We start from the raw sequence: 23,539 nt of genomic DNA, 5'->3' as shown, positions 1-23,539 counted from the left end.
TATTGTCTATTGGCTAAGGGGTTTATCCATAATGTAATCGTTCATAAAGTAACCATTCCCGATATCAATATCTTCTTCGGCCATTACGGTAAAGCCGAGTTTTTCGTAAAATAAACGGGCTTTGTTGTAGCGGTTTACATGCAGGCGCAGTGTTTTTACCTGTTGCGGTTTTATTTGATCAATCACAAATTCAACCAGCATTTTACCAATTCCTTTGCCCTGGGTTTTCTGATGCACATACAGCTTATGCAGCTTACAAACGTTGTCGTCAATAAACGACCACGATGCGAACCCGATTGGTTCGTTATCGATTTCGGCAATCACAAACGTTTGATGCTGATCCTGCAACTGGTTTTGTAATGGATCAGGACTGTAGATAAGGTTCAGCGTATACTCAAGCTGCTCTGCCGACAGAATATGCCCGTACGTGCCGGGAAATATTTCGCGCGCCAGCCGTTCAATGGTTGAAAGATCCTCAAGGCCTGCAAAACGGATTTTTATCATAGCCGGCGAAAATACTATACTTCGTTAACTGAATTTTCTTTTTGTTCAAAACTTTCTTTCGACAATGCTTCGTGCAAACGGATTGACCTGACAGATATACGAATGGCGATCCAGTACGCTATCAGCGCACCGGTAAGCAATAAACCATTCGACACATATTGCTTTACCTGCACACTTCCCTGCAGTAATAAAAAGAAATCGAATGCCCCATGAAAGAATATCGCCAGCAATATGCCTTTTGCCATATGTTGTATACCATGTTTGGGATCGAACTTGGCTTTACCGGCATGGTACCCCATCAAAACGCCAAAAGCGCCATGCGATGGAACCGATAAAAACATGCGTAAAATGCCCGTTTTAAAACCATAATTCAGTACATAGCCTATATTTTCAAGCGTGGCAAACCCCATGGCCACCATAACAGCATAAATAATGCCGTCGAACGGCTCGTTAAATGCCTTGATGCGATACGCATAGGTTCGCAGCATCATGAATTTGCTACCCTCTTCGCTGCAGGCCACCACAATAAATGACAGTAAAACATAATACCAAACAGTATATCCCGGAAAGTGCTTGTATAATATGGGTTTTAAACTGCCCTGAATAATTATTGCAGGCGCTGTAGCTACCATTCCCAACAGAAAGGAAATAAGCAAAGGTTTAAGTGGCTCCCGGTCATATTTATCTCTCGAATAAATGTAAACGGCAATAGCCACACCCGGCGCTACAGCAAGGGCAAGTAAGGATAACATGTTTCAAAAGTAAGAAAAAGGCAACGAGGCGACAAGGCAATAAGAAACAAGGCGACAAGAGCTACAATAGGCAATTGGCAAACTGCAAACCGGCAACCGGCAACTGGTAACTGGTAACTGGTAACCACCTTAACATCTCCCTTACCAAATGCGTTTATTAAATGCTGCTATAAACACAAAAAAAGATTTAATTTGAAAGCTGAACGTTGAAAGCTTAACGCTAAACGCCTGAACCGGTGTTAGCGTATTGCATTTTGCGTTTCGCATTAAGCGTTTTGCGTTCAGCATTTTTAATAAAACCAAGTAATGAGAAAACCGTTTCTTCTTTTTTGCCTGATACCGGTTTGTAGTTTTTTGAATGCGCAGCAGTTTGGCGGACATCCCCCTTCAACAAAATGGAACCAGATAAATACCGATACATTGCGGGTTATTTTTCCGGCCGGTATGAGCCTCGAAAGTGAAGCGGCCGATATTGCCACTACGATTCAGCAGTTAGGAGCGCAAACATCTCCTACCATTGGAAGTCGCATTCACAAGATCAGTATCGTGTTACAGCCGCAAACCACTATTTCAAATGCCTATGTGGGGCTGGGCCCCTGGCGCAGTGAATTTCACCTGATGCCGCCCCAAAACAGTTTTGATCTGGGCAGTACACCCTGGTACCATTCGCTGGCGCTGCATGAATATCGCCACGTACAGCAATACAATAATTTTCGCAAGGGCGTATCGAAAATAGCCTATTATTTATTTGGCGAAGAAGGCCTGGCCCTTGCCAACAGTGCCGCTGTGCCCAACTGGTTCTGGGAAGGCGATGCCGTTTTTCAGGAAACACTCAAAAGCCGGCAGGGCCGCGGCCGTTTGCCTTTTTTCTTTAACGATTACCGCTCATTATGGCTTGCCAATAAAAATTATTCATGGATGAAGCTGCGCAATGGTTCATTGCGCGATTTTGTGCCCGACCATTACCGGCTGGGCTATATGCAGGTGGCTTATGGCCGTGATAAATACGGGCCCGACTTCTGGAAAAATGTAACCGATGATGCCGTTCGCTATGACGGCATATTTTATCCCTTTCAGCAGGCCATAAAAAGATACAGCCATACCAGTTACAAAAATTTCAGGAACGATGGCATGCAGTATTTTAAATCGTTTGTTACTACCGGCCAATCTGATGCAGTAAATAACTGGACGCAGCAACAAACTCATTTTGCAGGTGACGAAGAGTTTCCGCAGTTCGTTGATGAAAACAGGGTAGTGCTGGTAAAAAGCAGTTATAAAAAGATACCGGTATTTTATATGCGCAATTTGAGTACCGGCGCCGATACCAGACTTAGAACAAAAGATATTTCGCTTGATAGTTATTTTTCGTATCGCAATGGTAAAATCGTATACGCAGCCTATGAGGCCGATCTGCGCTGGGCCTGGAAAGATTACAGCGTGTTAAAGGTGTTTGATATCAAAACGCATCAGCAGCAAACCATATCACACCGATCGTACTATTTTTCGCCCGATATTTCGGCCGATGGAAAAAGCATTGTAGCGGTTGATGTGCAGCCCGGTGGTAAAAGCGCCCTGCATGTGCTCGATGCTTCGGGTGCCATACTGAAAAAAGTACCCAACCCCGGTCAGTTGTTCTATTCACATCCGAAATTCTATGATCAGCATACGGTAGTAGCCGCCATTCGCAACGGCAGCGGACTTATGACGCTTGGCCTGGTTAATTTGCAAAGCGGCGCGGTTGAAGAGCTGGTGCCTTATTCAAACACGGTGCTCGATTTTCCTTCGGTACGGGGCGATACCATTACGTTTTCGGCATCGTATGGTCAGCGCGATCAATTGTTTGCCCTGATCGATAAAAAGCTGTACCATGTAAATACACCGTCAAATACAGGAACCGGTAATTACCAGTTCAGCACCCTCAATGGCAAAGCAATTTACACAGCGTTTACGGCTGCAGGTTACCATTTTGTACAGGAGCCGGTTACAGCTGCTTCATGGCAACCGGTGAGTGCTGATGACTTTACCGGCCCCCTGTTCAGCTATAAGATAGCTGCCTTACAGGCCGATCATCCCGTGCCGGTTGATACTTCGCGACCCTATACCATCAGCCGGTATCACAAATCGTTTCACCTTATTCATTTTCATAGCTGGCGGCCTTATATCAGCGATCCCGATTACACATTTTCGATTGTGGGCGAAAATGTGCTGAACACGTTGCAAACCGAAATATACTTCAACTATAATACCGATGAAAAGTTTAAAGAAGTAGGAGCAACGGCTATTTACGGGGCCTGGTTTCCCTATGTTACACTGGGTGTTGACGAAACATTCGATCGTAAGGAAACGGATAGTCCGTACAGACGATGGAACGAGCTGAACGGGCGTTTGGGAATACAATTGCCATTTACTTTTACAGGCGGCAGGTATTCGCGGCGGCTGAGCATATCGGCCGGGTTCAACCGTCATCAGGTAAATTTTACCGGCATTACCAAAAACAGGTACTCCGACTTCCAGTTTAATTTTATCGATGGGTCATTAACCTATACCATGCAGTCGCAGGCAACGCGTATGAATATTTATCCGCGTTTTGGCGCTACATTTTTATCACGTTACAGAATTATTACCGATTATAATATCAGCGGCTTTCAGTGGCTTAACAGCGGATCGCTGTATTTACCGGGCCTTGCTTTAACTCATAACCTTGTTGTAACAGGCGCTTATCAGCTACGTGATACTGTTGGCGATTACAGCTTTTCGAACAGTTTTCCCATATCAAGAGGATACCTGGCCGTTAACCAGTACAATATTCCCCAAATGTGGAAGGTGGGGGTGAACTACCATTTTCCGCTGGTATATCCCGAATTTGGGATTGGTAACATTGTTTACTTTTTGCGGGTGCGCGCCAATGCGTTTTACGACTATACCGATCTGAAATTTTACCGTAATAACCGGCATTTGCAATTGCGTTCGAATGGCGGTGAAATATACTTCGATACCAAATGGTGGAACGAATACCCGGTAAGCTTTGGCATTCGGTACAGCCATTTACATGATGGTGCGCTCGAAGGGCTTGGCCCCAATCAGTGGGAGTTTATATTGCCGGTTAATTTGTTAGGACGATAGGAAATGAGAAATGAAAAATTTTAAATGAAAAATGAAAAAGGATAAAACCTGCGGTTTCATATTTTTTCATTTCTTATTTGTCATTTCTAATTTTTAATTTCTTTTATGAAGCCACTTGTTAACCTTAAACATAAGATATGCGCTGCCTGCGCCTACTATTGCGCCGGCGATTACATCGCTGGGATAATGCACGCCCAAATACATGCGTGAATAACCTACTGTTGCAGCCCATGCATAAGCGGGGGCCGCTACATACCATTTGGGATACGATAGTGTTAATGAAGTTGCCGTGGCAAAGGCTTCGGAAGTATGTCCTGATGGAAAGGATGGTCCTCCACCCGGACTGGCCTGTACAATAAATGGATCTGCCTGAAAAGGCCGTTGCCTTTTAAAAGTATATTTCAGGCCGCATGTTATCAGCGAAGAGGCAACCAGCGTTTCGGCCATATATATTCCCTTGTTAATAGTGATCTTTTCATTACGGGCAATGCCGACGCCCATCACCGATAACGGTACCAGCATGCTTATATAGTTGGTTGAATTGGATATATGCTGATAGAATTCCATGGGTTCTTCGTGCCGGTTTTCCATCATTTCTATTTCGACCTGTAAATCGAGGCCGGGCTTTTTTTGCGCCAGTGCAGCGGGTTTTAAAAAACAGAAGCATACTGCCATAAGCAATATGCTTTTTATGATAAAAGAGCCGGATAAATTTTTATAGGCAAGCAAAGACAAACGCATGGGTTGGTTGGTTTAAGTAGTGGTGAATTTTTCTTAACCTGATAAGTTAACGATACAGGAAAGATTGTAATACACGCGTTAGCCGGGTTAACTATTTATTAACCGAATTTAGTGAACAAAGTGGTCAATGGTGAATGGTCAATTGTCAATAGTCAATCGTGAATGGTCTATAGTCAATGGGCCTCCTGGCAGGAAGGTCTGATATGTAGTACTTATTTACTTATTATTTAAAACTGCGTTCTCAGCTCGGGTTTTTTCTTAAACAACCATTTATTGGCCTTGTACATGAGCCAGGCACTGCCGGCGCCGATGACTGCACCGGCCAGTACATCGCTGGGGTAATGTACACCCAGGTACATGCGTGAATACCCCACCGAGGCTGCCCACACATAAGCGGGCACGGCCACATACCATTTGGGATAAGCCAGGGTTAACGAAGTAGCGGTAGAAAAAGCTTCTGACGTATGTCCCGAAGGAAAAGAAGGCGTACCGGCGGCGCCTGAACTGGCTGAAATAATAGACTGATTCGCTTGAAATGGCCGCTGCCGTTTAATGGAATATTTCAGAGCGAAGGTTACCAGCTCAGCTGCGGCTACACTTTCTGCTATATATATACCTTTTTTTATGGTGGCGTTGTCATTTTTTATAATACCTGTAGCCAAAACGGTAACCGGTACCAGTATGCCTACAGCCTGTGTAGTGTTGGAAATTTTCTGATATACGTTTACGGCGCCATCATGGCGGTGCTCCATCATTTCAAGCAGCACCTGCTGATCGATATTTACCTTTTGCGCTACACAGGCCGGTTTAAAAATGCAAAAGCATACCGCCAACAGCAGTATGCTTTTTATTATTGTGCAGGTAGCTTTTTGTTTAGAGGTTTGAAAGGCTTTCTTCAATAACCCTGATTTTTGCTTCAGCATCCAGTTTTTTCTTTTGCTCGTATTGAACGACATCAGGCTTCGCAGATTGTACGAAGCGTTCGTTACTTAACTTTTTGTTAACTGAATCGAGGAATTTTTTCAGGTAATCGAGCTCTTTTAACAATTCATCTTTATGCGCACCGGTATCAACAGGTTTTTCGCTTTCGATATAAAACTTGTCTTTGCCAATTACTACCGTAATGGTATTGGGAACAGTATTAGTAACAAAACTAATTTGTTCGGCATTCACCTGTTTGCTTAAAATGGCTTCGATGGCATTGTATAATTGTATGTCGGAAGCCTGGATGAACAATTTAACCGGCTCTTTCGATTTGATCTGGTTTTTAACGCGGGCATCGCGCAAACCGGTGATCACATCCTGCAGTAGCTGACCCTGTTGTAAAACCGCTGCACTTACAGGTTGTGCAGGTGTAAATTGCTTTACACAAAGGTCTTCGGTTCTTTCGGCCAGCAAATGATAAATTTCTTCGGTCACGAAGGGCATATAAGGATGCAGCAATTGCATCAGTTCGGTAAAGAACGCTACCGTTTTCTCGTATACCTCCTTATCTATCGGCTGGTCCATTTCGGGCTTTACCCACTCGAGGTACCAGCTACAGAAATCGGTCCATATCAGCGAGTAAAGGGTTTTTAATCCTTCGCTGAGTTTGAAATCTTTATATAACTTTTCTACCTCAGTTTTTACTTCATTTAATCTGTTCTCAAACCATTGAACAGCAAAACTACTCTTTGGCGATTGTGCAATGCCTGCCGATTGCTTTCCTTCAAACATCTTCACCAGCTTCAGCGCATTCCATATTTTGTTATTGAATTTGCGTCCCTGTTCGGGCGAGGTTTCATCGAACAACAGGTCGTTACCGGCGGGTGAAGAAATCATAATGCCAAAGCGAACCGCGTCGGCGCCGTATTTATCGATCAGCTCAAGCAGATCGGGTGAATTACCCAGGCTCTTGCTCATTTTGCGCCCCTGTTTATCGCGCACCATACCGGTAAAATACACATCGCTGAACGGTTTTTCGTTCATGTATTCCATGCCGGCCATGATCATACGGGCCACCCAAAAGAAAATGATATCCTGCCCGGTAACCAGTACCGAACCAGGGTAGTAGTATTTGATATCTGCATTGCCGGGATGGGTAATGCCTTTAAACACTTCAATAGGCCATAACCACGATGAGAACCAGGTGTCGAGCACGTCTTCGTCCTGCGTTAACTGGTCAATGGTGAATGGTGAATGGTCAATGGCTGTTGCGGATTTATTAATGCCTTGTGCTTTTTGCCTGTTGATTTCTTCAAGAGCCTGTTCTTTTGTTTCAGCAACTACAAACGTTCCGTCAGGTGCATAAAACGCCGGGATCTGTTGGCCCCACCACAACTGGCGGCTGATGCACCAGTCTTTCACATTCTCTAACCAGTATTTGTAGGTGGCCATGAATTTATCGCCCGGGTGAATTTTAACCTGTCCGCTGGTTACGGCTGCCAGTGCTTTATCGGCCAGCGAGCGCATAGCCACGAACCACTGGGTCGAAATGCGGGGTTCAACTACCGCCATGCTGCGTTGTGAAAAACCAAGACGTGTGGTATAATCTTCTTCTTTTACCAGCAGTCCCTGCTCTTTTAGCAGCTCAACTACTTTTTTGCGCGCATCAAAGCGGTCCATACCCACACAAACCTGTGCGGCGGCGTTCAGGGTACCATCTTCGTTGAGGGTATCAATGATTTCGAGGTTATGTTTTAACCCCAGATTATAGTCGTTGATGTCATGTGCGGGGGTAACTTTCAATGCACCGGTACCAAAAGCGGGATCAACATATTCATCAAAGATCACCGGTACTGCGCGGTTCACCAGCGGCACGATCACTTTTTTACCTTTCAGGTGAGCAAAGCGTTCATCGTTGGGGTTAACGCAAACACCCGTATCGCCCATGATGGTTTCGGGGCGTTGGGTGGCTATGATTACGAAGTCCGAAGTCTGAGGTCCGAGGTCAGAAGAATCCGCGGGTTTATCCGACTTCCGGCTTCCGGCTTCCGACTTCAGATCCGCAACTTCATACTTAACATAGTAGAGCTTACCCTGCACCTCTTTATATTCTACTTCTTCATCGCTGAGGGCGGTTTTAGCCTGCGGGTCCCAGTTGATCATACGGGCGCCGCGATATATCATTTTTTTATTATACAGGTCAACAAATACCTTGATAACGGCTTTGTAGTAATCGGGGTCCATGGTAAAGGATACCCGGTCCCAGTCAACGCTGCAACCCAGTTTTTCGATCTGGTGGTAAATGATGCCGCCGTATTTTTCTTTCCATTCAAAAGCATATTTCAGGAACTCATCGCGGGTAAGGTCGCTTTTTTTAATGCCTTTTTCTTTTTCGAGCATTTGCACCACTTTGGTTTCGGTGGCAATAGAAGCGTGGTCGCTGCCGGGTACCCAGCAGGCATTAAAGCCGCTCATGCGGGCTTTGCGGACAAGGATATCCTGAACGGTTTCATTGAGGGTATGGCCCATGTGTAAAACGCCCGTTACATTCGGCGGGGGGATCACAACGGTGAACGCTTTACGCCCATCGGGGGTGCTGTTAAAATATCTTTTTGATTTCCAATGTTTTGACCACTTTTCCTCAACCGTTTCGGGCTGGTAATTTTTGCTTAGTTCCATAAATCTTTTTATCTGCTTAAGGGATGGCAAAGGTAGGAAAACAAGGGGCAAGGAACAAGGAAGAAGGGATTCGGTTGCGCTAAAGCTTCGGTGGACGAGCAAGGCGAGATTCAGGGTTCAAGTCTAAGCAGGGGGCGGGAAAAATCAAGCAATTACAATTAGATTAGTGTAGCCGCTATTTTTTTGATGAGGTTACCGTGTTTTTCACGTTTTTTATCCAAAAACATATAATATAGGTTACTGCACAATTATCCATCAACTATATAGCTTTTATAAAACAGAATTTATAAGAATGAGTTAGAACGCAATAACTGGTAAAATCAAGGAATATCTTTTACCAATTGTATTAATATTCGGAGTTTTTTTACTTGGATCATAATATAGATGAGATTTGGAAAAGAGTTACTCGCTGCTTTTTCAAGACTGAGTTTCCAGAAGAAATTAGCGATAAAGTAAATCGCGAATTGAGCAATATATTTCTACATAATGACGGATTGAATCATTATTGCAGGAACTATATTATAAATCTTCAAATAGATTTAGATGAAGATGGCTATTTGTAATGCCACTTTAAAATATAATATTGACCTTGATTGTGAATATGAGGTTTCAGGCAGATGTGTGGTTGAAGGATTTTTTGTATATATATAAATATGATAATCTGAGAATTATATTTAACTCATTGGGGAAAGACCAATTTAAAGATATTAACGCTAAAGGTCAGAATATTGGCAAAACGTGTTCTATTTTATTATTGCCAGATAAAGGATTTCGGCTTAGGCGTTCGTTGTTTTTCGTCAGTTAGTTTTGCCCGTTATATTTTGGGTCAAAGGCCACCATCCATTGAATACCATATTTGTCTGCAAACATTCCAAAATATGAACCCAAAGGGCCGTCAGCAATTGGCATTTCAATTTTCCCTCCTTCTGAAAGTCCATTGAATAGTTTGTATGCTTCTTCACGACTTTCTGCACTAATTAATATAGTATTTCTGTTGTCGTTTTCCGTTACTTGTCCCATAATTTCTAAAACGTCACTACCCATTAACTCATTACTTTTGCCGATTGGCAAAGTCCATGTGCATAATTCTATTTGCATCATTTTCAGCTATTGGATATTCTGGGGTTGATAAGTCTTTGTAAACGCATAATTTCTTCGAACTCTTCGCCAAATATTGATTTGTAAAATGTAAATGCTTCTTCAGCATTTCCGTTGAAGTGAATGTAAGGATTGATAAGTGCCATAATTTTTATTTTTTAAGTTGTTTCTCCAATCTAAGCCACCCTCACCGAATACATAGGGGGTAAAACGACATTTGAGGGGGCGATTGCGCCTTAATCTAAATTCCCAACCATAAGATTTCCAGAATTTACTAAAAAGCACTTTCAAACCCAACGATTTAAAGGGGGGTAAAATACGTGAAAAACACCTCCTTTTATGATAACAAATCTTCGTAAACTCGAGAAGAATTGTAGTTGTCAAATTTATTGCCGGAATTGTTTCTAATACACCATATCTTAAAGAAGACCCATAAATGCTATTCAAAATAAGCCTTCCATTAATGACATAAAACTATCTCTTTATGAATTTTTTTTCCAAATTAAGACGGTACGTAGATGAAAATTCTAAATTTATCTGGCCTCCTGTTTGGGTAATATTTGGACTTGGAGTTGGCCTTTTTTGTATTTCCTATCATAATAATAGAATAATAAATATCGGTGTGACATTTACCTGGTCTCTTGCCTATTTTGTTTTAGGTGCGCTCGTTGGATTGATATTTGGAGTACCAAACGTTTCTCCGGAAGGCAAAGTGCCAAATGTTTTAACAGGATTAGCTAATTCTCAAAACACAGGTGTTAGCTCAACAGATTCAAATGCCACTGCAACTGTTTCACAAGATCCTAAAAAGGCACTTTCAAGTACAAACTTGACTCAAATATCAGACTGGTTAACAAAAGTTGTTATTGGTGCCGGACTTGTAGAATTAAAAGAATTACCTCCTTATGTATTGAAAGTCGCTAACAAAATGGCTTTTGGTGTTGCCTTGAATTCATCACTTGCCGGGCAGGTCACATCAATGTGTGCTGCAATAATTATTTATAATTCAGCCTTTGGATTTATCTCTGGTTACCTGTTAATGCGGATAATTTTTTCGCTGTTTATATGAGGTTAGCCGATAGATGCACCGTTACTTGTTTTCACACCTTTGGCCAACTTGCTCATCATCCATGCAACCGGCCCGGCATTTATGCAGACCTGCGCAGCATCTATGTTGACCTGCGAAAATGCGCTGTTACCTGTTTTAATGAAAAAACAACTTGCTTAAAGATGCTCTCCATGTGTTTTTCCCTAACTCAGGTGCAACAACTAAAAAAACAATCAGCAAATAGAGGCTGTCACGTGTTTCCCCGCCTTTTGCAATTTATGCAACATCTGGTTTAACCTGCTCAGCATCTATGCTGATCTGTGCAGATCTATACAGAACCTGCAGCGCATCTTTGCAGACGTTTGGAGCTGCTCTGCAACCTGTTTTTGGCGTATAGCCAAATGCTTTACCTGCTTCTTCAATTGTTATACTGAGTTTATCAAATGAAAGGGAGCTTTTTACATTTGTAGCGCTGCTTTTCACACGTGGCTAAACATTATTACAGCGAAAAGAGAGGTTGTAACAAGTTGCCGAGATGCTGTGCAACTCAACAAAGATGCTCCGCACTCCAACAAAGATGCTCTGCAACTGTGCAAAGATGCCATGCAACTTGTTTTGATTGTTTAGCCACGTGGCTAACGGGAATAGCCAATTACAATTCCCTGCTTCGCAGCTGCAATACTGGTTGACCTTCTGGCTAAAGCATTTAGCCAGGTTGAGAAACCGTTTAGCCACGTGATTCTCTGGTTGCAACACGCAACACAGAAGTTCCAACATACCGCAAAGCTGAAAAACAACAAACAAAGGGGTTTTGAACCCCTTTTATGGGTATAAAAGCCCGTATTGGTGGTTGTTTGTCTGCTGCCACTTGCGCCCACCGTACTCCGGCGCAGACAACCGTTCGCCGGAGACCGAAGCCTTTACTATACATGGTACCGTACATGCGCCGTTGCAGATCCGTGACACAAGTATAGGAAATCCGTAGTTGAACGCCGCCAATCCTATGGATAACCCCAGGATAAAGAGTATTTAAAGCGCATTTTCTAAATGTGGGTGTTGCACACAAAATTGGGTTCTATATTACAATCCCTCAGCTTTTCAACATCCCCCGGGAATTTGAGTAGATCCCTATTTATGGGCATAAAGCCCCGATGGGTGGCCTTCTGTCTGTTGCGTCTTCGTGGGATCAGGTAGAAAAGGGGAGCCCTGATCTGCATGGCTGCGTATTTAGGAAATACGCTTTAAAGAGGGGTAATCATAAGGATTACTTAAGGATTACCGGCGTTCAATCAGGGCGCAACCTGCCTTTACCCATACTGTATCCCTGGGGCATCTATTCTGTATTCCTGGAACTGGCGGCCTGCAAGCAGGCTTACCACACCCCTTTAGGAGATAGGGCAGGGGGCAAAAAAAAAAGCACTCCCCTGTGGAATGCTTTGCAATACAATTCTTTATCCGGTATCGTCATAGTTACCGGAAAGCTTTTTGTGTTTCTTAGTAAGGGAGGTTCCTGTTAGCTGTTATGCATACCAGTACAGGTACGACAACAACATAATAAATACCAGAAAACCAATAGCTAATAGTGCAACTTTGCCATTTTCTCCCAGGTGGAAATGCGTTGATTTTTTCATACGCTACGTTTTTTTTTAAATGATTAATCCGTAGTACGATCAATTGCAATCGGTTTTCACAGGGATGTACGAATAAAAAGGGTCTTAAACTCTTGAGCTGTAGTATTTCAGAAAGGATATAAACCAATTAGTTTAAAAAAGCCTGGCTAATTTATGAAGTCCGCTACAAAGGTAATACACGACTTTTAAAGCTGCAAATAAGTCATGTATAAAAATTTGAAAATTAGGGCTTCGGAGGTCTGAAGCCGGGATCAGAAAGTCTGAAGTCGGAGGTCAAACGCAGGCAATCAGATGTAAGAAATAAGCGTAAAATGTAGATCACAGAATATGAGCCGGAATCCTGCATTTTCAGACTTCCGACCCCTGACTTCGGACTTCAGGTTTCCGACTTCCAACACCAGATCTTCGGTATTTTCTGACCTCAAACCCCTGACTTCAGCCTTCGGTTTTGTAACTTTACTTTAAGAATCTATGTACGCTATCGTTGATATTGAAACTACCGGTGGGTATGCCGCCAATAACGATATTACCGAAATAGCCATCGTATTGCACGACGGCCGGTCGGTAGTAAACCGGTTCGAAAGCCTGGTGAAACCGGTGCGTACCATTCCCTATTATATTCAGGTATTAACGGGCATTACCAACGATATGGTGGCCGAAGCTCCGTCGTTTCAGGAACTGGCGCCCGACATATTTCCCCTGCTCCAGGGTAACATATTTGTAGCGCATAATGTAAACTTTGATTATTCTTTCCTGAAGCATCATTTCGATGCGGCCGGGTACGAGCTTACCTGCAATAAACTCTGCACGGTGCGGTTATCGAAAAAAGTTTTTCCGGGAATACCATCGTATAGTTTGGGCAACCTGTGCCGGCATTTTGGCATAGACATTTTTAACAGGCACCGGGCCGGTGGCGATGCCGATGCTACCGTGCGCCTGCTGGAGCATTTGCTGCAAAACGATGCCGAACCCCATATACAACAGTTTATAAAACGTGGCGCCAAAGAACAGTCGCTGCCACCGAACCTGCCCAAAGAACAGATCGATCAGTTACCCTATACGCCGGGCGTTTATTATTTCCATAATCAAACCGGTAAAGTTATTTATGTTGGAAAGGCCAAAAACCTGAAATACCGGGTAAGCAGCCACTTCACCCATAATGGTGCGGGTAAACAACGGCAGGATTTTTTAAGGAATATATACAGCATATCATTTCAGTCGTGCAGTACCGAGCTGATGGCTTTTATACTGGAAAGTGTTGAAATAAAAAGACTATGGCCGCAGTTTAACAGCAGTCAGAAACGGTTTACCCATGCTTATGGTTTATACCTGTTCGAAGATCAGAGCGGATATTTACGCCTGGCCATCGATAAAAAGAAAAAGCACATGCAGCCCCTGTATACCTTCAATATAATTAGCGATGGCCACCGGCTGATCAATCAGCTGATACAGCGGTTTAATCTTTGTCCGAAATTGTGTTTCATGCAAACGGCGCCCGGGCCCTGTACCGGATCGGGTGAAGAAAGTTGCAGAGGTGCATGTGAACATAAAGAACTTTCGGCAGAATATAATCGTCGTGTGTACGAAGCGATAGACTGGCTTGAGCAATGGTTGCCTTCTTTTGCGGTAGTGGATGAAGGTAATCACCGGCAGGAGCAGAGCTGCATACTGATGGAAAAAGGAAAGTTTTATGGCATGGGTTATATACCTGCCGATGTCCCGATAGGTATCGGCATTAGTGATCGTGAACAACTGAAAATGTATCTTACCCGCTATCCCGAAAATGATTATATTCGCGGACTCGTGTATCAGTATGTTGAGCGTTATCCACATAAGAAGATCGCTCTATAAATATCGAATAACGAATGTTCAATTTTGAATGTTGAATTTTTAATCCCCTTAACTTTTGCCTTGCTGTTTTTATGCCCTCTTCCCTAAGCATTAAGCGTTTTGCGTTGTGCGTTGTGCCTTACAGGTAAATCATGCAGCCATATTCGTAAAATCACGAGCTGTTTATTCGGGTTAGTATGACCGAATTGTTATTTATTCGGAATCGTTTGCGCAATCTGGTTGTGAAACTGTAAAACATTTTTTCATATCTCTTTTTTGATTAATTGATTTTTTACATTTTTGCTGTGCTAATAACCAATACAAATAACCACCACTATGAAAAGACGCAATCTGTTACTATGCTGCCTGCTGGCAGCAGGGTGCAATGAGACAGCACCCAACAATGCGAACATTAAAAAAGAGGATGCTACCCAACAGGCAAACGCATCCGCCATTAAAGCCCCGCCCCCCGCAGAAAAAGTTCCCCAGTACCGTCAAACGGTTAACACCGAACCGGTAGCAGAGTATAAGGAACGGACTGAAAATCCATTGAACGATTGGTATTTTTCGGTTAAGTTGTACGAAACGTCGAAAACTTTTCAGTATCTTATGAAACTGAAATATGAAGAGACGGAAGGCGACGATACACTGAAACTGCCCGATATGGGAATGATGCCGAAGCCCGTGATTCAGAAAGGGCCCGACAAGTACTCATGCATTATTGGCTTCATGGATAACCACGATCAGTTCAGGGAGTATAAAAAAGTATACGTTCAGAGCGATCAGCTGAAAGTTACTGCACTGAAACATTATGCAGTGGCTAAGTATGAAAAGTAAATTCAGTTTTAATTAGTAAGTAGTAAGTTCTAAGTTGTTCAAAAGTTGCAGATTGCAGGTTTCGGGGCCGCAATGAATTACAATTTGTATATTATTGCCGTTTACCTAAACTTGTTATTTGCAACTTTTCAATTGTTGATTCGAACTCAATACTTAAAACTTAGAACTTTAAAAAACATGGAAAGAAACATTACTTCGTGGTACAGTCAAGCATTGAACAAAGAAATGCCAGTGGCAACTTATGGTCATTTCGGATTTGCCTTGCTGATGGTGCCCACTGCATCGGCCGATTACCTCGAGTATGAACGGTTTCAGCTGATAGAAGCCGTACGTCCGTATGTTGATGCGGGTAAAGTAAAAATATTTTCCATCAACAGCATCAATAACGAAAGCTGGATGAATAACGATATGGACCCGCGCATGAAAGCGGTTCGCCACCAGCAATGGAACTCGTATGTGTTCAATGAAGTGGTTCCATTTATAAAAAGCAATACCAGTCCCGAAACGCCCATTATTACCTGCGGCGCATCATTCGGTGCCTTGCACAGCGCCAACCTGTTTTTTAAACGGCCCGATATATTCAACGGCTGTATTGCCATGAGCGGCGTATATGAATTAACCGAATACACGCATGGGTATTTTGATGACGATGTGTATTTCAACAGCCCCATGCATTATATGCCTAATTTAACCTATCATACTATACTGGAACAAATTCGCAGAAGCAATCACATTCATCTTTTTTCAGGCAGCGGCCCTTATGAAGATCCTGAATCGGCCCGCCGGTTTGCCGGTATTTTATACGGTAAGGGTATCCGGTACGAACTCGATATCTGGGGACCCGAATGGAAGCACGACTGGTATACCTGGCAGGTGATGCTGCCGCATTACCTCAGCACACGCTTTTGAATGGTTAACCAGATACCGGTTACCTGTTACCCGGTACCTGGTACCCGGCAACTGGCAACCGGCAACTGGTTTTTGTCCCTGTAACCTGCAACTTGTAACCTGTAACATTTTTATAGCCCTGTAACTTGCAACCTGTAACCTGTAACTGCTTACAGGGTTAACGCCTGCAACCTTTGTATAAAATCTTCCCTGGGTATCATATGCGCGCCGAGGCTTTCGAGGTGTTCGGTATATACCTGGCAATCGATCAGTTCAACGCCTTCGAGATGCAGCTGTTGCATATAGCTGATAAAGGCGTATTTGCTGGCATTACTTACTTTGCTGAACATACTTTCGCCGAAAAAAACTTTCCCAAGCCGCACGCCGTATAAGCCGCCAACGAGTTCATCGTTTAGCCATACTTCGGCGCTGTGTGCAAACCCAAGCCGGTGTAAACGGTTATAAGCTTCTTTCATCGATTCGGTGATCCATGTGCCGTTTTGACCCCGCCGGTCGATGCTTTTACAGCTTTCGATCACCCGCGAAAAGGCTTTGTTGATGGTAAATGTAAAAGCCTGTTTCTTCAGCAACTGCTTCATGCTCTTGCTCACCTTCAATGTGCCGGGCGTTAATATAAAACGCGGATCGGGGCACCACCACAAAATATGCCTGCCTTCGTACCAGGGGAATATGCCGCTTTGATACGCTAATAACAATCGTTCGGTCGAAAGATCACCGCCAACAGCCAGCAAGCCGTCGGGTTCAGCCAGGTGAACCGGGGGAAATAACAGCTCTTTGTCTAATGCAAATAAAGGCATGCGGTGATGTGGTTGGTAGCATGTAAAAATAATAAGCAAAAGGCAATAAGCAATAGGCAATAGGCAGTAGGTAGCAGATGGTAGGCAGTTGGCAATACATAGTTATATGTTTCAGGTTGCAGGTTTCAGGGATATCCGGCAACCACTGCACCCTGTAACCTGTAACCTGTAACCTGTAACTTGTGCCTTGTACCCTGTGCCTTGTAACTTATAACTTGTGCCTTTACGCCGTTACTTCAAGTGTGGCTCCGATACCTCTATCGGTAATGGCATCGCATTGGGGTTTTAGCTCATCATAGGAGCCTTGCTTTACAGCATACTTTCCCTGGAAGTGGATAATATAAGCGCATTGTTCGGCCTGTTCGGGCGAATGGCCGCATACTTCTACCAATGTTTCGATCACCCATTCAAATGTGTTCACTTCATCATTCCATACAATAAGACTATACGGTTCATCCAATGTGGTCATCACATCGGTTTCTTCTTCGTATTGTGGTCGTATTGATGCTTCGAATACCATAATGATACGGTTTATTCAGCTACAAATTTATAAAAATACCCTTCTTTGAACAAGCCTGTTTTCAACATTGGCTGTTTACCGCCGTAATAACCTAAATGATTCAGGGATAGCTGATTAACCAACCATTATTAAACTTAATTTGTATTTGTCGTTTTTGTCGTGGTGCCGGCCCTGATATTTATTGGCACGTATAATCGTAGGCTGCCAGCGTGGTGGAAGACACTTTCAGCTGCCTGAAATTTCCCCGGCTGTCTGTTTCGTAGGTGATCGGCAGGCTTTCGAGCATGCTTACATTGTTTTGGCTGTACAAAAACGGTACAAAAGCGCCAAACCTGAAACCGGTAATTCCAAAAAGATATGTATCGGCAAAAATAAATTCGGTGGGAAATTTTTGATAATAGTTGGCGGTATTATCAAATGTATAATGCAGCGTATCGGTAAAGGAAAGCATCAGGTCTTTGGTTACCACCTGTGTTATATTACCCTGCGACCAGTTATAGGTATATTCATACGTATCGACCAGGTTACCGGGTGTTGTTGACATATATTTTTCGATCACTTTGCTTATGGTGCCGTCGCTGCTAAAGAGCAGGTCGTACCCGCCAATGGGTAAATAAGGACCGAACCCTGCCGAATAAAAAATAATCGATTGAATAGCGCCGCTGCCATCATATACAACCGAATCGAATAAACCAAGAGAGGTGCCGTTGTTCTCATAATAATCAATTCGCGAAACGCGGCTGTTGGTATAGCGGAACGTATAAAAATAATCAACTGCGTTTACACGTCCTATGCGTCCGTTTGAATACAATAGCGCTGCAGAATCGGCCATGCCGCTGGTATCGTAATAGGTGATTTTCGAAAGGGTGCAGGTAACAGAAGGATCAGGATTGGTAAGTTCCTTTTGACAGGATGTTATGATGATCACCGGCAGCAACAGCACCGCAGCCTGTTTCAGGTAGGGGCAACATCTCATACTCAGTAGTTTTGGTAATATTAAAGTTATGCAATTCAAGGCACAAGAAACAATGTACAAGGTACAAGGCACAAGAAACAAGGAATAAGGCACAAGGCACAAGGTAGCGAGTGGGAACTACAAACAACAAACTACAAACTTCAAACCCCGTCCGACCGGGTCATCCGGGCGGGCACAAACAATAATCAGCGACTTGATTATTGTCAATAATTTATTGGTCGCCAAAAAGTATTAATCAAAATCATTGTTTTGCACTGTGCTTTGTATGTAACTTAGTACTGATCAGGTGCATATTTGTTTTCAAATCTTCTCCTTTATTAACCTGTCTTTGATCCATCATCTTCGTTGATTGTGATTGGCTTTCAAATTATTTCCGGGATTTTTTGAATAAGCGACATGCTTATAGTATGCCCTGTATTCAACTGCGCCCGCTGTGTTAACCACAACCATATTGCTAAGTATTTAACATGCTGATTAAAACTTCTTCTTATGCAGATGATACGTATTATGACCGCTTGTGTTATTTTCTCAACCTTCATTTTTATTTCCTGTAATGAATCTTCATCATCACTTACCTTAAAAGCAGCCGAAGATTCGGTTGTAAACGCAACTGCAAATTATGGCGGGTTCAAAAGCCGGGAGCAATGGGGCGAACATCTTGTTACCATTTGCGCCTGTCACGATTGCCACACACCCAAAAAAATGACGCCGCAGGGACCCGTATTAGACAGCTCATTGTTTTTATCGGGTCACCCCGCACAAATGCCCCCGGTTGATGTTAATCATAAAGAAATGCAAAGCAAAGGTCTTATTGTAACAAACGATTTAACCACCTGGGTGGGACCCTGGGGTGTTTCGTATACGGCCAACATCACCTCCGATGAAACAGGTATTGGCAACTGGAAGGAAGAATAATTTTTTAAAGCCATTCGCGAAGGCAAATACAAAGGGCTCGAAAATAGCCGGCCCCTGTTGCCACCCATGCCATGGCCCGTGTATAAAAACATGACCGATGATGAACTGAAAGCAATTTTTGCCTACCTGAAATCGACCAAACCCATCAAAAACGTAGTGCCCGCCCCTCAATCACCGGTTGCAGCGCCCGGAGCACCTGGTGAAAAATAGCTAATAAATTTTAGCAGATTCGTTTGTTGGTAAATGAAAGACATAGTGTAGGGGACAGGGATATTTGTGGTATATTGTACAGTGCGGCCACCGCATGATACCTGCATTAAATCTTTCTTTTATGAAACGGATTGCAATACTTGTTTTTGTTACCTGTTTGTTTTTGGGAGGTGCTGTAAAAAGCAGCAATGCACAGGGAAAATCAGCCATATCATTAACCGGTTCAAAAAGTCTTCCCTTTTTACAAACCCGCAACAACATCAATTACCAAACAGCAGGTTTATCGCTTACCAATACAGGTGATACCAACAACATAACCGTACGTGTAGCCGGCATGGCGCCCCAGCCTTTACCAATTGGCATGGGCCAACAGTATGTAGAAGTGCTTGCCCCCGAAGTAACCAAAGATTCATCGGTAGAACTGACCATTGAAAAAGACAGCAAAGTATTGTATACAACAAAGCTGCCGCTTACCCCTGTTAAAAAAATAACCATTTATATTCTCCCTCATTCGCACACCGATATTGGTTACACCGAAATTCAAACCAATGTTGAAAAAAAGCAGGTGAATAATTTATTGAAAGGAATTGAATACGCCAATAAAACAAAAGATTATCCGGCCGGCGCCCGCTTTGTGTGGAATGTAGAAGTTGCTTATGTGGCCGATTTGTTCTTACAAAGAATGACCGAAACGCAGCGGCAAAGTTTTTATGAAGCTGTTCAAAACGGCGGCGTGGCGCTGAACGGTATGTACCTGAATACATTAACCGGTTTATGCCGGCCCGAAGAACTGTTGAAATTGTTCCGGTTTGCCACCGAAGTATCGAATCAAACCAACACCACTATCGATGCAGCTATGATCAGCGATGTGCCGGGCTATACCTGGGGAACAGTAACCGCCATGGCGCAGGCAGGCATCAGGTATTTTTCGGTAGCGCCCAATTTCTTTGACCGCATTGGTGATATACTTGAAAAATGGACCGACAAACCTTTTTACTGGCTATCGCCTTCGGGTAACAAAAAAGTATTGGTGTGGATCCCGTATTCAGGATATGCATTGTCGCATACCATTTCAAAACTATCTGCCAATTTTGTTACATCCTATATTGAAAGACTGCAGAAAATAAACTATCCCTACGATATAACCTACATACGCTGGAGCGGGCATGGCGATAACGCCGAACCTGATATTGATATTTGCGATTTTGTAAAAGATTGGAATACCCGGTATGTGTGGCCGAAATTTATTATTTCATCAACCCATGAAGCATTCAGCACTTTTGAAAAAGCATATGGCAACCAGTTGCCCCAAATGAAAGGCGACTGGACGGGCTATTGGGAAGATGGCGCAGGATCATCGGCCTTTGAAACCGCACAGAACAGGGCCAGCTCCGACAAATTATCGCAGGCCGAAACCCTGTGGGCTATGTTCGATCCCGAACACTATCCGGCAGCCAAATTCAAAGAGGCCTGGAAAAATATTTTGTTGTATTCAGAACATACATGGGGAGCCGATTGCAGTGTTACCGATCCGCTAAGCCAAAAAACGATTGAACAATGGAATATAAAAAAGTCGTACGCCACGACCGCTCATGAATTGTCGAACCAATTGTTACAAGCCGCTTTACCACCCACCGGTAACAGACTCAATGCCATTGACGTTATCAATACCAGCTCATGGCAACGGACCAGCCTGGTGCTGGTAACAGCTGAGTTATCGGCAGGTAATGATGTGGTAAAAGATGAAAAAGGAAAAGTCATTCCCTCACAACGATTATCAACCGGCGAACTGGCATTTGTTGCCGGCGATGTGCCGCCTTTCGCAGCAAAAAGATTTATGTTACAGAAAGGCAAGCCATCAATAAATAATCCTGTGAAAATAACAGATAGTTCCCTCGATAACGGAATAATAAAAATAGCTATCGATAAAAAAACAGGCGCCCTTACCGGCATCAGGCACCATGCCATCCCCAATAATTTTGTTGACAGCGCATCGGGCAATGCTTTAAATGAATATCTTTTTCTGAACGGAAATAAACTGAACAACATTTTGCGAAATGAAACGGTAACCATTTCGGTTAAGGAAAAAGGGCCTGTGGTATCTTCTTTATTAATCGAAAGCAACGCGCCGGGCGCTAATAAATTCACCCGCGAAATTAACCTTGTACAGGGTTTCGATTTTGTTGAAATAAAAAATATCATAGATAAAAAAAGAGCCGAATTAAATCCCCATCCCGGCGATTATCACTGGGCCAATGTAGAAGGGAAGGAGAGCCTTAATTTTTCTTTTCCGTTTAATGTTTCAGCAGGAGAAATGACAGTTGATATTCCTATGGCTATTATGCAACCCGAAAAAGACCAGTTGCCGGGCAGTTGCAAAAACTGGCTGGAGGTTGGCCGCTGGACCGATGTATCGAACAAAAATTTTGGCATAACCTGGGCAACAAGTGATGCCCCGCTTATTGAGGTGGGCGGTATAACGGCTACCATGCTGGGCGGACAAACCAATCCGGCAGTATGGCGAAAAAAAATAGAACCTACTCAACAGTTATATTCATGGGCTTTGAACAATCACTGGGAAACCAATTACCGGGCGTACCAGGATGGAATAATTACTTTCCGGTACGCGCTCAGGCCGCACACACAATTTGTTGCGGCAGAAGCCACACAATTTGCAACCGCCTTTACACAACCGCTGATTGTTACAAAAGCCGGCAATGAAAATTATTCGAAACCTTTGTTGCAGCTATCTTCTAAAAACATCATTGTACTGGCCTGTAAACCGGCCGATGAAGGAAAGGCAAGGATAGTAACGCTTTTCAATTCGTCGAATGAAGCGGCAATGGTGAATATGGAATGGGCTTCACCGGTAAAGAAAATATATTACAGCAATACGGCCGAGCGGGCGGTTACAGAAGCAACAGGGCCCATTGCTGTTGCTGCCTGGGATGTGGTTACTATCAGGGTTGATCTGTAAGTCCGTATTCTTTATTTATTTCAGCTATTATTTTCTGTGCCTTGTTCATGCATTTATTATACCTGTTAATTGTTTCATCCGGGTTACTTAATGGAAAGCATATATTCTGAGCTTCATCCATAGTCAGGATCGTGTTGATATTGGTGGTTGAATCAGTTAGTTTTTTCCTGTTTTTAAAGAGAAAATCAAAAAACTTCATTTTGATACTTATATACGCTGTTGTATTGTTGCGTAATGCAACAATATTTTCCTGGTAAAAATCAAGAATATCATTTTGCAATTCTTTATTTTCTATGGTCGCTATTTTACCGGATGATTTAAAACCTTCAAATCTTCCATCGTTAGGATTCAACGCCGCATAGTTATAGAGCCATTTCTGGTATTTATTGATGGTGTCGATATTTAATGGCTGGTTCAGTTTATTACCGGTTATATAACTAAATATGGTCTTTTGGTTTTGATACGATTCTTTGTCGTCCTGCATTTCGCCAATATCTTTTCTTAAATCGCTTTTTAACCCCAGCAAAAATTGTTTAACATCTTCCTGCTGATGCGCATGCTCGCTTTTGTTATGAAACCATATTGAAAGACTTATGGCAAAAACTATTATAAAAACTTCTAATAAGAAATCTTTTACCTTGTGCCATACGTTGTGTTCTTTGCTGCTCCAGATATTATAAATTTTTTTTGTGTGTTTGATAACTTCCTGTTCAGCCATATGTTTTTTTAATTTAACGGGTGAGGGTAAAAATACGAATGTTGATGATAAAAACTATAGGGGGAGAGGAAGGAGGTATAACTGAAATGAAAAAAAATCCTCCGATAAATCGGAGGACTCGGTGGTTTTAAGTTATCACATCAGAGCCGGGTACTGGATTCTAAACGGGGTGACATAGGATTAATGTCAACAGTACAATAAATTCATACCTGGGTTATATATAATATTTTGAAATGGCAAACGAATTGTTTACCTTGTAAATAATTCACAAGTAATCTGCTACATTGATTTCTCACTCCTATTTGTAAGTGCAAGTAGGCAATTTTTTTCTGCAATCACAGTAGAAATAG

The 23,539-nt window shown here is 42.9% G+C and carries 20 protein-coding genes; 8 read left to right on the top strand and 12 right to left on the bottom strand.

Features of this window, described 5'->3' with window-relative positions:
• Positions 1-6 precede the first annotated feature (6 nt).
• Positions 7-504: a GNAT family N-acetyltransferase gene (locus AC59IL_RS02260; protein WP_496550446.1), complete on the bottom strand. Its 498-nt coding sequence runs from the start codon at positions 502-504 to the stop codon at positions 7-9.
• Between the two features lie 14 nt (positions 505-518).
• On the bottom strand, positions 519-1,256 hold the full coding sequence (locus AC59IL_RS02255) for a PrsW family intramembrane metalloprotease (protein WP_496550445.1): 738 nt from the start codon (positions 1,254-1,256) through the stop codon (positions 519-521).
• A gap of 306 nt (positions 1,257-1,562) precedes the next feature.
• Here AC59IL_RS02255 and AC59IL_RS02250 point away from each other — a divergent pair, with 306 nt between their 5' ends.
• Positions 1,563-4,379: a TolB family protein gene (locus tag AC59IL_RS02250; RefSeq protein ID WP_496550444.1), complete on the top strand. Its 2,817-nt coding sequence runs from the start codon at positions 1,563-1,565 to the stop codon at positions 4,377-4,379.
• Positions 4,380-4,472: 93 nt separating this feature from the next.
• On the opposite strand, the gene AC59IL_RS02245 is transcribed toward AC59IL_RS02250, so the two are convergent.
• The 5 genes from AC59IL_RS02245 to AC59IL_RS02225 form a co-directional block, all read right to left on the bottom strand.
• Positions 4,473-5,054: a phosphatase PAP2 family protein gene (locus AC59IL_RS02245; RefSeq protein WP_496550443.1), complete on the bottom strand. Its 582-nt coding sequence runs from the start codon at positions 5,052-5,054 to the stop codon at positions 4,473-4,475.
• Between the two features lie 293 nt (positions 5,055-5,347).
• Positions 5,348-6,019: a phosphatase PAP2 family protein gene (locus tag AC59IL_RS02240; RefSeq protein WP_496550442.1), complete on the bottom strand. Its 672-nt coding sequence runs from the start codon at positions 6,017-6,019 to the stop codon at positions 5,348-5,350.
• The gene (locus tag AC59IL_RS02235; protein WP_496550441.1) at positions 5,994-8,723 is read right to left on the bottom strand and encodes a valine--tRNA ligase; all 2,730 of its coding nucleotides are present in this window, start codon (positions 8,721-8,723) and stop codon (positions 5,994-5,996) included. The genes AC59IL_RS02240 and AC59IL_RS02235 overlap by 26 nt, the downstream gene beginning before the upstream one ends.
• 801 nt (positions 8,724-9,524) lie before the next feature.
• Positions 9,525-9,824, bottom strand: a complete 300-nt coding sequence (locus AC59IL_RS02230) for a VOC family protein (RefSeq protein WP_496550440.1) — start codon at positions 9,822-9,824, stop codon at positions 9,525-9,527.
• 2 nt (positions 9,825-9,826) lie between these two features.
• Positions 9,827-9,967, bottom strand: coding sequence for a hypothetical protein (locus AC59IL_RS02225; protein WP_496550439.1), 141 nt, complete (start codon positions 9,965-9,967; stop codon positions 9,827-9,829).
• Between the two features lie 338 nt (positions 9,968-10,305).
• On the opposite strand from AC59IL_RS02225, the gene AC59IL_RS02220 reads away from it, so the two are divergent.
• Positions 10,306-10,890, top strand: a complete 585-nt coding sequence (locus tag AC59IL_RS02220) for a hypothetical protein (protein WP_496550438.1) — start codon at positions 10,306-10,308, stop codon at positions 10,888-10,890.
• Positions 10,891-11,145: 255 nt separating this feature from the next.
• Here the strand turns inward: AC59IL_RS02220 and AC59IL_RS02215 are convergent, their stop codons facing one another.
• Complete coding sequence (locus AC59IL_RS02215; protein ID WP_496550437.1) at positions 11,146-11,352, bottom strand: hypothetical protein; 207 nt, start codon at positions 11,350-11,352, stop codon at positions 11,146-11,148.
• Positions 11,353-12,971: 1,619 nt separating this feature from the next.
• Here AC59IL_RS02215 and AC59IL_RS02210 point away from each other — a divergent pair.
• The 3 genes from AC59IL_RS02210 to AC59IL_RS02200 all read left to right on the top strand — a co-directional run bounded on the left by AC59IL_RS02210 (position 12,972) and on the right by AC59IL_RS02200 (position 16,076).
• Positions 12,972-14,351, top strand: a complete 1,380-nt coding sequence (locus AC59IL_RS02210) for an exonuclease domain-containing protein (protein ID WP_496550436.1) — start codon at positions 12,972-12,974, stop codon at positions 14,349-14,351.
• Positions 14,352-14,666: 315 nt separating this feature from the next.
• Entirely contained in the window at positions 14,667-15,167 is a 501-nt protein-coding gene (locus AC59IL_RS02205; protein WP_496550435.1) for a hypothetical protein, read from the top strand.
• A 177-nt stretch (positions 15,168-15,344) separates the two neighbouring features.
• Entirely contained in the window at positions 15,345-16,076 is a 732-nt protein-coding gene (locus tag AC59IL_RS02200; RefSeq protein WP_496550434.1) for an esterase family protein, read from the top strand.
• A gap of 149 nt (positions 16,077-16,225) precedes the next feature.
• Here AC59IL_RS02200 and aat read toward each other — a convergent pair whose 3' ends face one another.
• The 3 genes from aat to AC59IL_RS02185 all read right to left on the bottom strand — a co-directional run bounded on the left by aat (position 16,226) and on the right by AC59IL_RS02185 (position 18,369).
• Positions 16,226-16,873 (bottom strand): leucyl/phenylalanyl-tRNA--protein transferase, encoded by a 648-nt coding sequence (gene aat / locus AC59IL_RS02195; RefSeq protein WP_496550433.1) that lies wholly within the window; start codon positions 16,871-16,873, stop codon positions 16,226-16,228.
• Between the two features lie 223 nt (positions 16,874-17,096).
• The gene (locus AC59IL_RS02190; RefSeq protein ID WP_496550432.1) at positions 17,097-17,393 is read right to left on the bottom strand and encodes an ATP-dependent Clp protease adaptor ClpS; all 297 of its coding nucleotides are present in this window, start codon (positions 17,391-17,393) and stop codon (positions 17,097-17,099) included.
• 178 nt (positions 17,394-17,571) lie between these two features.
• Positions 17,572-18,369 (bottom strand): hypothetical protein, encoded by a 798-nt coding sequence (locus tag AC59IL_RS02185; protein WP_496550431.1) that lies wholly within the window; start codon positions 18,367-18,369, stop codon positions 17,572-17,574.
• Between the two features lie 489 nt (positions 18,370-18,858).
• Between AC59IL_RS02185 and AC59IL_RS02180 the strand changes: the two genes are divergently transcribed.
• The 3 genes from AC59IL_RS02180 to AC59IL_RS02170 all read left to right on the top strand — a co-directional run bounded on the left by AC59IL_RS02180 (position 18,859) and on the right by AC59IL_RS02170 (position 22,471).
• Positions 18,859-19,284, top strand: coding sequence for a hypothetical protein (locus AC59IL_RS02180; protein WP_496550430.1), 426 nt, complete (start codon positions 18,859-18,861; stop codon positions 19,282-19,284).
• 57 nt (positions 19,285-19,341) lie between these two features.
• The gene (locus AC59IL_RS02175; RefSeq protein WP_496550429.1) at positions 19,342-19,494 is read left to right on the top strand and encodes a hypothetical protein; all 153 of its coding nucleotides are present in this window, start codon (positions 19,342-19,344) and stop codon (positions 19,492-19,494) included.
• Positions 19,495-19,615: 121 nt separating this feature from the next.
• Positions 19,616-22,471 carry a glycoside hydrolase family 38 N-terminal domain-containing protein gene (locus AC59IL_RS02170; RefSeq protein ID WP_496550428.1) on the top strand — a complete coding sequence of 952 codons (2,856 nt, stop codon included), beginning with the start codon at positions 19,616-19,618 and terminating at the stop codon, positions 22,469-22,471.
• Here the strand turns inward: AC59IL_RS02170 and AC59IL_RS02165 are convergent.
• On the bottom strand, positions 22,455-23,189 hold the full coding sequence (locus tag AC59IL_RS02165) for a hypothetical protein (protein WP_496550427.1): 735 nt from the start codon (positions 23,187-23,189) through the stop codon (positions 22,455-22,457). The genes AC59IL_RS02170 and AC59IL_RS02165 overlap by 17 nt on opposite strands.
• Between the last annotated feature and the right edge of the window lie 350 nt (positions 23,190-23,539).

The organism is Niastella sp. sgz303648 (assembly GCF_059587045.1).
This window is presented reverse-complemented; position numbering and strand designations above follow the sequence as displayed.

What these genes read in the sequence shown, in the direction of transcription:
- AC59IL_RS02260 (WP_496550446.1), bottom strand. Translation starts at nt 504, where the DNA reads ATGATAAAAATCCGTTTTGCAGGCCTTGAGGATCTTTCAACCATTGAA.
- AC59IL_RS02255 (WP_496550445.1), bottom strand. Translation starts at nt 1,256, where the DNA reads ATGTTATCCTTACTTGCCCTTGCTGTAGCGCCGGGTGTGGCTATTGCC.
- AC59IL_RS02250 (WP_496550444.1), top strand. Translation starts at nt 1,563, where the DNA reads ATGAGAAAACCGTTTCTTCTTTTTTGCCTGATACCGGTTTGTAGTTTT.
- AC59IL_RS02245 (WP_496550443.1), bottom strand. Translation starts at nt 5,054, where the DNA reads ATGGCAGTATGCTTCTGTTTTTTAAAACCCGCTGCACTGGCGCAAAAA.
- AC59IL_RS02235 (WP_496550441.1), bottom strand. Translation starts at nt 8,723, where the DNA reads ATGGAACTAAGCAAAAATTACCAGCCCGAAACGGTTGAGGAAAAGTGG.
- AC59IL_RS02230 (WP_496550440.1), bottom strand. Translation starts at nt 9,824, where the DNA reads ATGATGCAAATAGAATTATGCACATGGACTTTGCCAATCGGCAAAAGT.
- AC59IL_RS02225 (WP_496550439.1), bottom strand. Translation starts at nt 9,967, where the DNA reads ATGGCACTTATCAATCCTTACATTCACTTCAACGGAAATGCTGAAGAA.
- AC59IL_RS02220 (WP_496550438.1), top strand. Translation starts at nt 10,306, where the DNA reads ATGAATTTTTTTTCCAAATTAAGACGGTACGTAGATGAAAATTCTAAA.
- AC59IL_RS02210 (WP_496550436.1), top strand. Translation starts at nt 12,972, where the DNA reads ATGTACGCTATCGTTGATATTGAAACTACCGGTGGGTATGCCGCCAAT.
- AC59IL_RS02205 (WP_496550435.1), top strand. Translation starts at nt 14,667, where the DNA reads ATGAAAAGACGCAATCTGTTACTATGCTGCCTGCTGGCAGCAGGGTGC.
- AC59IL_RS02200 (WP_496550434.1), top strand. Translation starts at nt 15,345, where the DNA reads ATGGAAAGAAACATTACTTCGTGGTACAGTCAAGCATTGAACAAAGAA.
- aat (WP_496550433.1), bottom strand. Translation starts at nt 16,873, where the DNA reads ATGCCTTTATTTGCATTAGACAAAGAGCTGTTATTTCCCCCGGTTCAC.
- AC59IL_RS02190 (WP_496550432.1), bottom strand. Translation starts at nt 17,393, where the DNA reads ATGGTATTCGAAGCATCAATACGACCACAATACGAAGAAGAAACCGAT.
- AC59IL_RS02185 (WP_496550431.1), bottom strand. Translation starts at nt 18,369, where the DNA reads ATGAGATGTTGCCCCTACCTGAAACAGGCTGCGGTGCTGTTGCTGCCG.
- AC59IL_RS02180 (WP_496550430.1), top strand. Translation starts at nt 18,859, where the DNA reads ATGCAGATGATACGTATTATGACCGCTTGTGTTATTTTCTCAACCTTC.
- AC59IL_RS02170 (WP_496550428.1), top strand. Translation starts at nt 19,616, where the DNA reads ATGAAACGGATTGCAATACTTGTTTTTGTTACCTGTTTGTTTTTGGGA.
- AC59IL_RS02165 (WP_496550427.1), bottom strand. Translation starts at nt 23,189, where the DNA reads ATGGCTGAACAGGAAGTTATCAAACACACAAAAAAAATTTATAATATC.